At 69.6% G+C, this 14160-nt stretch carries 9 protein-coding genes; 7 read left to right on the top strand and 2 right to left on the bottom strand.

The window, feature by feature from the left end:
- Window positions 1-324 precede the first annotated feature (324 nt).
- The 5 genes from M1203_RS30580 (at window position 325) to M1203_RS30560 (ending at window position 8431) form a co-directional block, all read left to right on the top strand.
- Window positions 325-1683 (top strand): diaminobutyrate--2-oxoglutarate transaminase family protein, encoded by a 1359-nt coding sequence (locus M1203_RS30580; protein WP_249953068.1) that lies wholly within the window; start codon window positions 325-327, stop codon window positions 1681-1683.
- 37 nt (window positions 1684-1720) lie between these two features.
- Window positions 1721-3634 (top strand): IucA/IucC family protein, encoded by a 1914-nt coding sequence (locus tag M1203_RS30575; RefSeq protein WP_249953067.1) that lies wholly within the window; start codon window positions 1721-1723, stop codon window positions 3632-3634.
- A gap of 41 nt (window positions 3635-3675) precedes the next feature.
- Window positions 3676-4413 carry a GNAT family N-acetyltransferase gene (locus tag M1203_RS30570; RefSeq protein ID WP_308404931.1) on the top strand — a complete coding sequence of 246 codons (738 nt, stop codon included), beginning with the start codon at window positions 3676-3678 and terminating at the stop codon, window positions 4411-4413.
- Between the two features lie 86 nt (window positions 4414-4499).
- Window positions 4500-6422 (top strand): IucA/IucC family siderophore biosynthesis protein, encoded by a 1923-nt coding sequence (locus M1203_RS30565; protein WP_374404384.1) that lies wholly within the window; start codon window positions 4500-4502, stop codon window positions 6420-6422.
- Between the two features lie 38 nt (window positions 6423-6460).
- On the top strand, window positions 6461-8431 hold the full coding sequence (locus tag M1203_RS30560; RefSeq protein ID WP_249953066.1) for an ATP-dependent DNA helicase: 1971 nt from the start codon (window positions 6461-6463) through the stop codon (window positions 8429-8431).
- Window positions 8432-8554: 123 nt separating this feature from the next.
- Here the strand turns inward: M1203_RS30560 and lexA are convergent, their stop codons facing one another.
- On the bottom strand, window positions 8555-9340 hold the full coding sequence (gene lexA, locus M1203_RS30555) for a transcriptional repressor LexA (RefSeq protein ID WP_030350125.1): 786 nt from the start codon (window positions 9338-9340) through the stop codon (window positions 8555-8557).
- 502 nt (window positions 9341-9842) lie between these two features.
- On the opposite strand from lexA, the gene nrdR reads away from it, so the two are divergent.
- Together nrdR and M1203_RS30545 are read left to right on the top strand one after the other, a co-directional pair.
- Entirely contained in the window at window positions 9843-10352 is a 510-nt protein-coding gene (gene nrdR / locus M1203_RS30550; RefSeq protein ID WP_249953065.1) for a transcriptional regulator NrdR, read from the top strand.
- 144 nt (window positions 10353-10496) lie between these two features.
- Complete coding sequence (locus M1203_RS30545; protein WP_249953064.1) at window positions 10497-13394, top strand: vitamin B12-dependent ribonucleotide reductase; 2898 nt, start codon at window positions 10497-10499, stop codon at window positions 13392-13394.
- A 112-nt stretch (window positions 13395-13506) separates the two neighbouring features.
- Here M1203_RS30545 and M1203_RS30540 read toward each other — a convergent pair whose 3' ends face one another.
- A complete protein-coding gene (locus M1203_RS30540; RefSeq protein ID WP_249953063.1) occupies window positions 13507-14031 on the bottom strand; it encodes a TerD family protein in 525 nt (174 codons plus the stop codon).
- Window positions 14032-14160: the final 129 nt, after the last annotated feature.

The raw sequence follows: 14160 nt of genomic DNA, 5'->3' as shown, positions 1-14160 counted from the left end.
CTTCGGATAATTCGGAAGAGCGATCTGGCACGGTGAAGCGGATGACGTGTCCCGGCCGTGATACCGGATCAGGGACAACGGCCCCCCACTATGCCGGTGCCGATGGGGACGGCGTGCGGCAGGGCCGTGGTTCCGCGACCAAGGATCTTTCGACTGCCCGTGATCCCGGGCACTCTCCGTCGTTTGTACGTAAGGGGCGGGCGCTCCGACTCACGGGCGCCCGGTCTCAAGTCGGCGTTCCCTGTCGAACATTCGGCGGCCGAGCGCCGTACTGACAGACGACCGACTGTGACATGACGTGTGACAACGGGAGGACCGACAGCCGTGGCCGTGACCGAACCCCCTCCAGCGGCACCGACCGTCGCCCACGAGGGCATCCTCCGGCGCCAGTCCTTACGGGAATCGGCGGCCCGCACCTACGCGAGGTCCCTGCCCATCGTGCCCGTGCGCGCACGGGGGCTGACCATCGAAGGCGCCGACGGGCGGCGGTACTTGGACTGCCTGTCCGGTGCGGGCACGCTGGCGCTGGGACACAACCATCCGGTCGTTCTCGACGCGATCAGGAAGGTCCTCGACTCGGGGGCGCCGCTCCATGTCCTCGACCTCGCCACACCCGTCAAGGACGCCTTCACCACCGAGCTGTTCGCCACCCTGCCACCGCGGTTCGCCGAGAACGCCCGGGTGCAGTTCTGCGGCCCCGCGGGCACGGACGCCGTCGAGGCCGCGCTCAAGCTCGTCCGTACCGCCACCGGCCGCGGTGGGCTCCTCGCCTTCACCGGCGCGTACCACGGGATGACGGCCGGCGCGCTCGCCGTCTCCGGGGGAGCCGAGGACGTACGGGTGACCCGGCTGCCCTATCCGTACGAGTACCGCTGCCCGTTCGGCATCGGCGGGGAGCGCGGTGCCGAACTCGCCGCGCGCTGGACCGAGAACCTCCTCGACGACCCCAAGGGCGGCCTGGCCGCCCCCGCCGGAATGATCCTCGAACCGGTCCAGGGCGAGGGCGGAGTGATCCCTGCCCCCGACAGTTGGCTGCGCAGAATGCGCGAGATCACCGCCGACCGCTCCATCCCGCTCATCGCCGACGAGGTGCAGACGGGGGTCGGCAGGACCGGCACCTTCTGGGCCGTGGAGCACAGCGGGATCACCCCGGATGTGATGGTGATGTCCAAGGCGATCGGCGGCTCCCTTCCCCTGGCCGTGATCGTCTACCACGCGGATCTGGACTGCTGGCCGCCCGGCGCCCACGCGGGCACCTTCCGCGGCAATCAGCTCGCGATGGCGGCCGGCGCGGCCACCCTCGCCTACGTACGGGAGAACCATCTCGCCGACCGCGCCGCGATCCTCGGCGCGCGCATGCTGGGGCAGCTCCAAGGGCTGGCCGCCAACCATTCCTGTATCGGAGACGTGCGGGGCCGTGGTCTCATGATCGGTGTGGAACTCGTCGCGCCGGAAGCCGGCGATCCGGCCCCGCCGGATCCGGCCCTCGCCAGGGCCGTCCAGCGGGAGTGTCTGAGCCGCGGTCTCATTGTGGAACTGGGTGGCCGCCGGGCCTCCGTCGTACGGCTCCTTCCGCCGCTCACGCTCACCGACGAGCAGGCCGTCGCGGTCCTCGACCGCTTCGCCGACGCCCTGGCCGCCGCCGAGCGCGCCGCACTCCGCCGGAAAGAAACCAGCCCCTAGAACCGCCCCAGGACACCCTCACAAGGAAGCCCCCGCCGTGAACTCCACCCCCGCACCTGATGTGCCCGAGGCCACCGGCCGCCCCACCGCCCACCCCGGAGGACATGACCGGGGGAAGGACGTGTCCCACGCCGCCGGTACCGCCGAGCCGACGACGGTGCCACGGCAGCCGACGGGCGGCTTCGAGGGCCAACCCGCCACCGGTGCCGACGTGTTCGCCGGTGTCCCGGCGGCCGATCAGCTCGACCATCCCGACCCGCTGAAGGCGGCCGACGCGGCGGCCGTCGAGAACCTGCTGCGCTGCTGGGTCAGGGAGAACGATCTGCCACGCCCCGAGGGACAGGTCCTGCGGATCCCCCTCCACGCCAGTGGCACCGCGCTCCTCGTCCCCGTCCGGTACTGGTCGGTGACGGGCTGGCACCGCTTCGGGATGCCGTTCCTGGAGAGCGCCCCCCGGGACGCCCCGGCCGCCGAGGCCGTCACCGTCGCCGCTCTCCTCGGCCGCGAGTCGGGCCGCTACCAGGGCGGGGAACTGGTCGGCAGGGTCGCCAACTCCCTCCTCCACACCGCCGACTTCCTCGCCGACCGCCGACGCCGCCCCGAAACCGCCCCCGACGCCGACCTGTTCCTCACCGCCGAGCAGTCGCTCCTCCTCGGCCATCCGCTGCACCCCACGCCCAAGAGCCGGGAAGGGCTCTCCGAGGCCGAAGCCCGGCTCTACTCGCCGGAGTCGCGCGGCTCGTTCCCGCTGCACTGGATGGCCGTCGACCGGTCCGTACTCGCCGGCGACTCCGCCTGGACCGAGCAGGGCCGTGTCCTGCCAGCGGAGGTGCTCACGGCACGCCTCCTCGGTGACGTCCCCCTTCCCGGGAACGCCGTCGCCCTGCCCCTCCACCCCTGGCAGGCACGCGAGGTGAGGCACCGCCCCGCCGTGGCCCGTCTCCTCGACGCCGGTCTCCTCCATGACCTGGGCCCCCATGGCGCCCCCTGGCACCCGACGTCCTCGATCCGTACCGTCTACCGGCCCGGCGCCCCCGCCATGCTCAAGCTCTCCCTCGGGGTCCGCATCACCAACTCCCGCCGCGAGAACCTCCGTAAGGAACTGCACCGCGGTGTCGAGGTCCAGCGTCTGCTGCGCGGCGGCCTCACCAAGGAGTGGCAGGCCGCCCACCCCGGCTTCGACATCGTCCGCGACCCCGCCTGGCTCGCCGTCGACACCGAGGACGGCGAAGCCGTGACCGGACTCGACGTGATGGTGCGCCACAACCCGTTCACCGCCGGGGACGACGCCGTCTGCATCGCCGGACTCACCGCCGCACGCCCCATTCCCGGCCGCACCGGCATGCGGTCACGGCTCGCCGAGCTCATCTCCACCCTCGCCGCCCGCACCGGCCGCCCCGGCGCGGCCGTGGCCGCCGAGTGGTTCCTGCGCTATCTGGACCAGGTCGTACGCCCGGTGCTCTGGCTGGACGGTACGGCGGGCATCGCCCTGGAGGCGCATCAGCAGAACACACTGGTACTCCTTGACGCCGCCGGCTGGCCCGTCGGTGGTCGCTACCGCGACAACCAGGGCTACTACTTCCGCGAATCCCACCGCGCCTCGCTGGAGCAGCGGCTGCCCGGTATCGGCGCCGTCAGCGACACCTTCGTCTCCGACGATGTCACCGACGAACGCTTCGCCTACTACCTCGGCATCAACAACGTCCTCGGTCTGATCGGGGCGTTCGGTGCCCAGGGCCTCGCCGACGAAAGCGTCCTGATCGCGGCCTTCCGCCAGTTCCTCGCCGGAGCGGGTCACCTCGGCTCACCGCTGTCCGGGCTGCTGTTGGACGCCCCCACCCTCCGCTGCAAGGCCAACCTGCTCACCCGGCTGCACGGCCTGGACGAACTGGTCGGGCCGGTCGACACCCAGTCCGTCTACGTCACCATCGCCAACCCCCTTCGCCGTTGAAGGACCCGAACCGTCCGCACCGCCGAGAGGAGAGCGCCGCTGTGCCTCCCACCGATGCCGGCACCGACACCGATGCCGGCCCCACCCCGCATACCGGCGGGGGTCCCGACGACACCGTCGACATGCGATGGTCCGATGAGCTGGTCGCACTGTTCGGGGAGGGCGATCCGGTGGCCCTGACCCCCTCGCACGACGACCTCCCGGCCGGTGATCTGCTCGACGCCCCCGCCGGATGGGGACCCGCCACCACTTCCGCGGGTGTCTTCCAGCTCGTGCCGGTACGCGTCGCCCGCGATCTGGCGCTGATCAGCCGCTGGATGAACGATCCTGCCGTCGCCGCCTTCTGGGAGCTGGCCGGGCCGGACGAGGTCACCGCCGACCATCTGCGCCCACAGCTCGAAGGCGACGGCCGCAGCGCCCCCTGTCTCGGTGTGCTCGACGGAGTCCCGATGAGCTACTGGGAGATCTACCGCGCGGACCTCGACCCGCTCGCGCGGCACTACCCCGCGCGCCCGCACGACACCGGGATCCATCTCCTGGTGGGCGGCGTGGCCAACCGTGGGCGCGGAGTCGGTACGACCCTCCTCAGAGCCGTCGCCGATCTCGTCCTCGACCACCGTCCCCGCTGCGGGCGCGTCATCGCCGAGCCCGACCTCCGTAACACGCCCTCCGTCGCCGCCTTCCTCAGCGCCGGCTTCCGGTTCTCCGCGGAAGTCGACCTGCCCGACAAACGAGCCGCTCTCATGGTCCGCGAACGCGCCCTGCGCGACCTGCTGTGAACGATCGGCTCCCCCGGCCACCCCGCGCGATGCCCACCACCGCTCGATCCGCTCGTTCCCATCGGTTCCCTCCCTGAGGAGTCCACGTGCCGACGTCCCCTGCGACCCATGACTCCACCGACCCCACCGGCCCCATATCCCCCGGCGATGCCATCGGCCGCACCGGTACCACCGGTTCCACCGAGCCGGCCGCGCTGTTCTCGCCACCCGAGCTGAACGCCCCGACCTGGAAGCGGGCCGCGGCCCGACTTCTCGCCAAGCTGCTCGGTGAGTTCGCGTACGAGGAGATCATCGAGCCCGTGCCTGTCCCGTCGGCCGACCAGGCCGCCGAGGGCCGGGACGCCGCCACGGGTGGTCTCCCGTACACCCTCGCGCTCGACGAGGGGGAGACGCTCGCTTTCCGCGCGACGCGTGGTGCCTACGGCAGCTGGCGCGTCGATCCCGGCTCCCTCGCCTGCGACGGCCGGCCCTTCACCGATCCCCTGCGCTTTCTGCTGCTGTCCCGTCGGCTGCTCGCGCTCGACGGCGCGACCCTCGGTCATCTCGTACGTGAACTCACCACCACCATCGCGGCCGACGCCAAACTCGCGCACACCGCGCTCAGCGCCGGACGCCTCGCCGACCTCGGCTACGCCGAACTCGAAGGACACCAGACCGGCCACCCCTGGATCGTCCTCAACAAGGGCCGGGGCGGCTTCTCCGCCACCGACGCCGACCGGTGGGCGCCCGAGGCCCGCACATCGACCGAGCTTCCCTGGATCGCGGCCAGCACCTCACTCGCCACCTACCGGGGAGTCGGCTCGCTGGGCACGCCCGAACTGCTCTACGCCGGCGAACTCGACGACGCCGTCCGCGAGCGCTTCGACTCCATACTCCGCGACCGGGGGCTCGACCCGGCCGGCTATCTCTACCTTCCTGTGCACCCCTGGCAGTGGGACGAGGTGCTGCTCCAGCTCTACGCCCCCGCCATAGCCGAGGGAGCGATCGTCCCGCTCCCCACCGACGGTGACCTCCGGCTGCCGCAACAGTCCATCCGTACCTTCCTCAATCTCGGCCGGCCCGAGCGGCACACCGTCAAACTGCCGCTCTCCATCCTCAACACCCTTGTCTGGCGCGGTCTTCCCACGGAGCGCACGCTCGCGGCCCCCGCCGTCACCGCGTGGATGCACGGGGTGCGCGACGCGGACGCCTTCCTCCGCGACGACTGCGGGGTCATCCTGCTCGGTGAAGTCGCCTCCGTAACGGTTGAACACCCCCTCTATGACCATCTCCCCGAAGTTCCCTACCAGTACAAGGAACTGCTCGGCGCGATCTGGCGCGAGCCACTCCAGGCCCGCCTGACAGCCGGTGAGCGCGCTCGTACGCTCGCCTCGCTCATCCATACGGATCCGCACGGCCGGGCGTTCACCGCCGAACTCGTCGCCCGCTCGGGACTCACGCCCGCCGACTGGCTCCAGCGGCTCTTCGCCGCGCTGCTTCCGCCGCTGCTGCATTTCCTCTACCGCTACGGAACGGTCTTCTCTCCGCACGGCGAGAACGCCATCGTGGTCTTCGACGCCCAGGACGTGCCGGTACGGCTCGCGATCAAGGACTTCGTCGACGATGTGAACATCAGCGCGCGGCCGTTGCCCGAGCACGAGTCGATGCCCGAGGACGTGAGGAGCGTCCTTCTGACGGAAGAGCCGTCCTTCCTCACCCAGTTCATCCATTCAGGGCTCTTCGTCGGTGTGTTCCGCTATCTCGCGCCGCTGTGCCAGGATCAACTGGGCGTGTCCGAGGACGAGTTCTGGTCCCTCGTACGGGCGGAGATCCTGCGCTACCAGGGCCGGTTCCCGGAGCTGAAGGAGCGGTTCGAGATATTCGACCTGCTCACGCCCCGTATCGAGCGTCTGTGCCTCAACCGGAACCGGCTGCATCTCGACGGCTACCGGGACCGCTCCCACCGGCCGCACGCCGCCGTGCACGGTACGGTTCCCAATCCGCTCGCCGTCCGGCGGCCGGGCGAGTGACCTCCGTTGTCAGCGGCGCCCCGTAGGGTGGTCGGGCTATGACGAAGCCATCACTCCCCGAGCTCCTCCACGCCGCCGTCAGCTCCGTCGGCGGCGTGGAACGGCCAGGCCAGGTCACCATGGCCGAGGCCGTCGCCGACGCCATCGACACCACGTCCCATCTGCTCGTCCAGGCCGGCACCGGTACCGGTAAATCACTGGGCTATCTGGTGCCGGCCCTGGCCCACGGAGAGCGGGTCGTGGTGGCCACGGCCACCCTGGCGTTGCAGCGGCAGCTCGTGGAGCGAGATCTGCCGCGTACGGTCGACGCGCTGCATCCCCTGCTGCGGCGGCGGCCCGAGTTCGCCATGCTCAAGGGCCGCTCCAACTATCTCTGTCTGCACCGGTTGCGCGAAGGGGTGCCGCAGGACGAGGAGGACGGCCTCTTCGACCAGTTCGAGGCGGCCGCGCCCACCAGCAAGCTGGGCCAGGACCTGCTGCGGATGCGGGACTGGGCGGACGACACCGAGACGGGTGACCGCGACGATCTGACGCCCGGCGTCTCCGACCGCGCCTGGTCCCAGGTCTCCGTCTCGTCGCGGGAGTGCCTGGGTGCGACGAAATGCGCCTATGGCGCGGAGTGCTTCGCCGAGATGGCCCGTGAGCGCGCCAAGCTCGCCGAGGTCGTCGTCACCAACCACGCGCTCCTGGCGATCGACGCGATCGAGGGCGCCCCGGTGCTTCCGCAGCACGAGGTGCTGATCGTCGACGAGGCCCATGAGCTGGTTTCCCGGGTCACCGGAGTCGCCACAGGCGAGCTGACCCCGGGGCAGGTCCACCGGGCCGTGCGCCGCTCGGCGAAGCTGGTGAACGAGAAGGCGGCGGACGCCCTCCAGACGGCGGCCGAGACCTTCGAGCGACTGATGGAGCTGGCCCTCCCCGGGCGGCTCGAAGAGATCCCCGAGGACCTCGGCTACGCACTGATGTCGCTGCGCGACGCCGCCCGTACGGTCATCTCGGCGCTCGGCTCGACCCGCGACAAGTCCGTGCAGGACGAGGATGTCGTACGGAAGCAGGCGCTCGCCTCCGTCGAGTCCGTCCACAGCGTGGCCGAGCGGATCGCCAACGGTTCGGAGTGGGATGTCGTCTGGTACGAACGGCACGACCGGTTCGGCGCGTCCCTCCGCGTCGCCCCGCTCTCCGTGTCGGGACTGCTGCGGGAGAAGCTGTTCACCGACCGCTCGGTCGTGCTCACCTCCGCGACGCTGAAGCTCGGCGGCGACTTCAACGGCGTGGGCGCCTCGCTGGGCCTGGCGCCGGAGGGCACCGAGGGCGACGAGGTCCCGCAGTGGAAGGGCATCGATGTCGGCTCGCCCTTCGACTACCGCAAGCAGGGCATCCTCTATGTCGCGCGCCATCTGGCCACGCCGGGCCGGGAGGGCTCGCGCGGCGACATGATGGATGAGCTGGCGGAGCTGGTGGAGGCGGCGGGCGGTCGTACGCTCGGGCTCTTCTCTTCGATGCGGGCCGCCCAGGCGGCCGCCGAGGAGCTGCGGGGCAGGCTCGACACCCCGATCCTGCTCCAGGGGGAGGAGACGCTCGGCGAGCTGATCAAGGCGTTCGCCGCCGATCCGAAGACCTGTCTGTTCGGCACCCTCTCCCTGTGGCAGGGCGTTGATGTGCCGGGCCCGAGCTCCCAGCTCGTGGTGATGGACCGGATTCCCTTCCCCCGTCCCGACGATCCGCTGATGAGCGCGCGGCAGAAGGCGGTCGAGGAGGCCGGCGGCAATGGGTTCATGGCCGTGGCGGCGACGCATGCCGCCCTGCTGATGGCCCAGGGCGCAGGACGTCTGGTGCGGGCGAGCGGGGACCGAGGCGTTGTGGCCGTACTGGACCCCAGGCTGGCCAACGCGCGGTACGGCAGCTTTCTCCGTGCTTCACTGCCCGACTTCTGGTACACGACGGACCGTAATCAGGTACGGCGCTCCCTCGCGTCGATCGACGCGGTCGCACAGGCCGATGGACGCTGAGGGTCCCTCCGGGGTGGTGGGCGACAGGTCCTGGAGGCAGGCATAAGCCCTGGGAGCAGGCATAAAGCAGGGCCCCGGAACCGGCGCAGGGGTTCCGGGGCCCGGTCGGAGCCGGTGGAGTACTCACACCCGGCGCAGGACCGCCACCACCTTGCCGAGGATCGTCGCCTCGTCACCGGGGATGGGTTGGTACGCCGCGTTGTGCGGGAGCAGCCAGACATGGCCGTCCTCCCGCCGGAAGCGCTTGACCGTCGCCTCGCCGTCCAGCATCGCGGCGACGATGTCGCCGTTCTCCGCGACCGGCTGGCGGCGGACCGTCACCCAGTCGCCGTCGCAGATCGCGGCCTCGATCATCGAGTCACCGACGACCTTCAGCACGAACAGCTCTCCGTCACCCACCAGCTGGCGGGGGAGCGGGAAGACATCCTCGACGGACTCCTCCGCGAGGATCGGTCCGCCGGCCGCGATCCGGCCGACCAGCGGGACATACGAGGCGGCGGGCTTGCCGGTCGTGTCCGTCTGCTGGGTGCTCGGCTGGTCGGAGCCGCGTACCTCGTACGCCCTCGGCCGGTGCGGATCACGGCGCAGGAAGCCCTTGCGCTCCAGGGCCATCAGCTGATGGGCGACCGACGACGTGCTGGAGAGGCCCACGGCCTGGCCGATCTCCCGCATGGATGGCGGGTATCCGCGCCGTTGCACGGAGTCACGGATGACCTCGATGACCCTTCGCTGCCGGTCCGTGAGTCCGGAGCTGTCCGCCCTGATTCCTGGAGGCCGACCGGGCAACGAACGCGTGGGCTTGGCGCCCTCCGGGTTCGTGAGTACGTCATTCATGGCATGCACCGGCTCGAGTCGGCTCTGGGAGCGGTCCTGGGCAGTGATGGTGGCGCTGTCTGCGGTGGTGGTCACGTCGGCCCCTCTCGAAATGTTCTCCCTAGCTGGACAACGGTAGTAGCTTTCGAAAGGTTGCGCCAAACACACGTTCGAGTGAAAAATTGCGGAGAGTCCGCCTTGAGCATCTGACTGGGTGTATAGGCAGGCTCCATGGCCGCGGTACGGGGCCGCTCGCCACCGTACCCTCCGGCTCCCGGCCGCTGCTCTCCGTGGCGGGGACCAGTGTTCCACCGGGCGGCCCGGAAGGCCGCGCGCCGCGCCCTTCCCGTACTCTCGTGGCCGGTCCGAGAGGCCCGGGACGCTTGCCCCGGCACCCGCCTCGACACGCGACACGCGCTGGGGCATAGGATGCAGTCAAACCCCAGATCTAGTGGTTGGATTGTCGCAGCCACCCAGAAGTTGTGGTCCCCCCGCTTCCGGGGGTGAGGTCATCGCCTATGCTGGGGGTGCTTCGAAGGGCTCGTTTCCGGGCCCCGACGAGGCTATTCAGTCGCGCTGTGAAGGAGGGTAGGGAACCATGCACTGTCCCTTCTGCAGGCACTCCGACAGCCGAGTCGTCGACAGTCGCACCACCGACGACGGGACGTCGATCCGCCGCCGCCGTCAGTGCCCCGACTGCTCCCGCCGTTTCACCACGGTGGAGACCGCCTCACTGATGGTGATCAAGCGCAGCGGCGTGACCGAACCCTTCAGCCGTACCAAGGTCATCTCCGGCGTGCGCAAGGCGTGCCAGGGACGGCCGGTCACCGAGGACGCCCTCGCGCAGCTCGGCCAGCGGGTCGAGGAAGCGGTACGCGCCACCGGGAGCGCCGAGCTGACCACCCACGATGTGGGGCTGGCCATACTCGGCCCACTGCAGGAGCTCGACCTCGTCGCGTACCTGCGCTTCGCATCCGTGTACCGGGCGTTCAACTCGCTCGAAGACTTCGAGGCCGCCATCGCGGAACTGCGCGAGCGGCCCCCTTCAGAGGAAACCGGCGTCGACGGGGCCGGCCACGTCCCCGTGCCCGCCACCGCCGCGGACTGACCGGCCGGCTCGATCCTGGCCGCTCCGCGGTGGCAAAGACCTGTCACGGGTGCCCTGTGCGCACCCGAGGCATCAGACACACACGCCGTGCCACGGGAAGAACATGGCACGTCAGCGCGTTTTTGTACGTATATGGGAGGCGGCATGACAGAGACGGCGAGCGGCTCGGCACGAGGTTCCCGGGCCAAGGGGACCAAGGGCGGCAAGGGGCTGCGTATCGAGCGCATTCATACGAGCCCCGGCGTGCACCCGTACGACGAGGTGGTCTGGGAGCGCCGTGACGTCGTCATGACCAATTGGCGCGACGGCTCGGTCAATTTCGAGCAGCGTGGCGTCGAGTTCCCCGACTTCTGGTCTCTGAACGCGGTCAACATCGTCACCAGCAAGTACTTCCGCGGGGCCGTCGGCACCCCGCAGCGCGAGACCGGTCTCAAGCAGCTCATCGACCGGATCGTGAAGACGTACCGCAAGGCCGGTGAGGAGTACCAGTACTTCGCCTCGCCCGCGGACGCCGAGATCTTCGAGCACGAGCTGGCGTACGCCCTCCTGCACCAGGTCTTCAGCTTCAACTCGCCGGTGTGGTTCAACGTCGGCACGCCCCAGCCGCAGCAGGTCTCCGCCTGCTTCATCCTGTCCGTCGACGACTCCATGGACTCGATCCTCGACTGGTACAAGGAAGAGGGGATGATCTTCAAGGGGGGCTCGGGCGCCGGTCTGAACCTCTCCCGGATCCGTTCCTCCAAGGAGCTCCTCTCCTCCGGGGGCAATGCCTCGGGCCCGGTCTCCTTCATGCGCGGTGCCGATGCCTCCGCCGGAACGATCAAGTCCGGTGGTGCCACCCGCCGCGCGGCCAAGATGGTCATCCTCGATGTCGACCACCCCGACATCGAGGACTTCATCCAGACCAAGGTCAAGGAGGAGGAGAAGATCCGCGCCCTGCGTGACGCGGGCTTCGACATGGACCTGGGCGGCGACGACATCACGTCCGTCCAGTACCAGAACGCCAACAACTCGGTCCGGGTGAACGACGAGTTCATGAAGGCCGTCGAGGCGGGCGGCAAGTTCGGTCTGCGCGCCCGGATGACCGGCGAGGTCATCGAAGAGGTCGAGGCGAAGTCCCTCTTCCGCAAGATGGCCGAGGCGGCGTGGGCCTGTGCCGACCCGGGCATCCAGTACGACGACACCATCAACCGCTGGCACACCTGCCCGGAGTCCGGCCGGATCAACGGCTCGAACCCGTGCAGTGAGTACATGCACCTGGACAACACCTCGTGCAACCTGGCCTCGCTGAACCTGATGAAGTTCCTCAAGGACGACGGCAAGGGCAACCAGTCCTTCGAGTCCGAGCGCTTCGCCAAGGTCGTCGAGCTGGTCATCACCGCGATGGACATCTCCATCTGCTTCGCGGACTTCCCGACGCGGAAGATCGGTGAGAACACCCGCGCCTTCCGTCAGCTCGGCATCGGTTACGCCAACCTCGGCGCCCTGCTGATGGCGACGGGTCACGCGTACGACTCCGACGGCGGCCGTTCGCTGGCCGGGGCCATCACCTCACTGATGACCGGCACCTCGTACCGCCGCTCCGCCGAGCTGGCCGCGGTCGTCGGTCCGTACGACGGCTACGCCCGCAACGCCGAGCCGCACAAGCGCGTCATGAAGCAGCACTCCGACGCCAACGCCACCGCGCCCCGGGTCGACGACCTGGACACCCCGGTCTGGGCCGCGGCCACGGAGGCCTGGCAGGACGTTCTCCGGCTGGGCGAGAAGAACGGCTTCCGCAACGCGCAGGCCTCGGTCATCGCGCCCACCGGCACCATTGGTCTCGCGATGTCCTGCGACACCACCGGTCTGGAGCCCGACCTCGCGCTGGTCAAGTTCAAGAAGCTGGTCGGCGGCGGCTCGATGCAGATCGTCAACGGCACCGTCCCGCAGGCCCTGCGCCGGCTGGGCTACCAGGAGGAGCAGATCGAGGCGATCGTCGCCCACATCGCCGAGAACGGCAATGTGATCAACGCGCCGAGCCTGAAGACCGAGCACTACGAGGTCTTCGACTGCGCGATGGGCGAGCGCTCCATCTCCGCGATGGGCCATGTCCGCATGATGGCGGCGATCCAGCCGTGGATCAGCGGCGCGCTGTCCAAGACGGTGAACCTGCCGGAGACCGCCACCGTCGAGGACGTCGAGGAGGTCTACTTCGAGGCGTGGAAGATGGGCGTCAAGGCGCTCGCGATCTACCGCGACAACTGCAAGGTCGGCCAGCCGCTCTCCGCGAAGAAGAAGGACGAGAAGGTCGCGGAGAAGGCCGAGGAGACCATCCGCCAGGCGGTGGAGAAGGTCATTGAGTACCGCCCGGTCCGTAAGCGTCTCCCCAAGGGCCGTCCCGGTCTGACCACCTCCTTCACGGTGGGCGGCGCCGAGGGCTATATGACCGCCAACTCCTACCCCGACGACGGTCTCGGCGAGGTCTTCCTCAAGATGTCCAAGCAGGGCTCGACTCTCGCGGGCATGATGGACGCCTTCTCGATCGCGGTCTCGGTCGGTCTGCAGTACGGCGTCCCGCTGGAGACGTACGTATCGAAGTTCACCAACATGCGCTTCGAGCCGGCCGGTATGACAGACGACCCGGACGTACGGATGGCGCAGTCGATCGTCGACTACATCTTCCGCCGTCTCGCGCTGGACTTCCTCCCCTTCGAGACCCGCTCGGCCCTCGGCATCCACTCCGCCGAGGAGCGCCAGCGTCACCTGGACACCGGTTCGTACGAGCCGTCGATGGAGGATGACGGTATCGACATCGAGAATCTGGTCCAGTCGGCCCCGCGCCGGCAGGAGACGCTGAAGGCGGTGACCCCGACCCCCGCCGCGCCGGCGGCGGCCGTGGTCCCGGCGCCCAAGGAGGCGCACACCTCGGCCGAACTGGTGGAGATGCAGCTCGGCATCAGCGCCGACGCACCGCTCTGCTTCTCCTGCGGTACGAAGATGCAGCGGGCCGGGTCCTGCTACATCTGCGAGGGATGCGGCTCCACCAGCGGCTGCAGCTGAGCACTGGAGCGATAACCCCCGAGGGGCGGCGGCCCGAGTGACCGCCGCCCCTCGGGGCCGTAGGGCGAACGCCGCCCTCGGGGCATGGATCGGACGCCGCCCACGCCGTCGGTCAGGCGCCGCCCATCAGGGTGCCGAAGGACTGAAGCTCGGTGTCGAATCCGCGGACCGCCGACTGGAAGTGCCAGGCACCCGAGGAGTCCCGGGTGAACTCCGCGAACGTCGCCGCCGTGGAACCCGCTATCCCGGCGAAGCCATGGGCGGCCAGCTCCGTGTATCCCTCCCGGACGCGGGCCGCGGCATTGACTATGTCGCCGAACGTCCGCCGCCCGTCGCGCTGCTGAATGACCACGCCCACCACCACGCGGGTGAAAGACGGTGCCAGCCGCACCAGCTCCAGCGTCATCTCCTCGTCGGTGCCGTAGCCCTGGCCCGTCCGGCTCTGCCGGCTCAGCGTGATCGTGCCGTCCGGTGAACGGCTGTCGAAATGGACGAGATAGGCGGGGGCGCCGCTCGGGGTGCCGGAGGTGTACGTCGCGGCGACCAGGTCGAGATCGTGCGGAGGCGCGCCCAGCGGACTGGGGTCCCATTTGAGCGTGACCTCGATCTTCTCCACCCCTCTGTTGAGGCTGCTCACCAGTCTTCCCCTCTTTCCGAACCCGGGCCGGATCTCCGAGCCTTGGACACAAGGCTAGTCCCGGGCACCGACAACCCGCCTCGCGATCAGTCCAGTTGACGCCACGTTGGCCGATACTCGCCTCGTTCG

This window comes from Streptomyces sp. 35G-GA-8 (assembly GCF_023534745.1).
In the GTDB taxonomy this organism is placed as follows: Bacteria; Actinomycetota; Actinomycetes; order Streptomycetales; family Streptomycetaceae; genus Streptomyces.
The sequence above is the reverse complement of the archived record's forward strand: the minus strand, read 5'-3'. Positions and strand labels throughout refer to the sequence as shown.

What these genes read in the sequence shown, in the direction of transcription:
- M1203_RS30545 (WP_249953064.1), top strand. Translation starts at nt 10,497, where the DNA reads ATGACAGAGACGGCGAGCGGCTCGGCACGAGGTTCCCGGGCCAAGGGG.
- M1203_RS30560 (WP_249953066.1), top strand. Translation starts at nt 6,461, where the DNA reads ATGACGAAGCCATCACTCCCCGAGCTCCTCCACGCCGCCGTCAGCTCC.
- nrdR (WP_249953065.1), top strand. Translation starts at nt 9,843, where the DNA reads ATGCACTGTCCCTTCTGCAGGCACTCCGACAGCCGAGTCGTCGACAGT.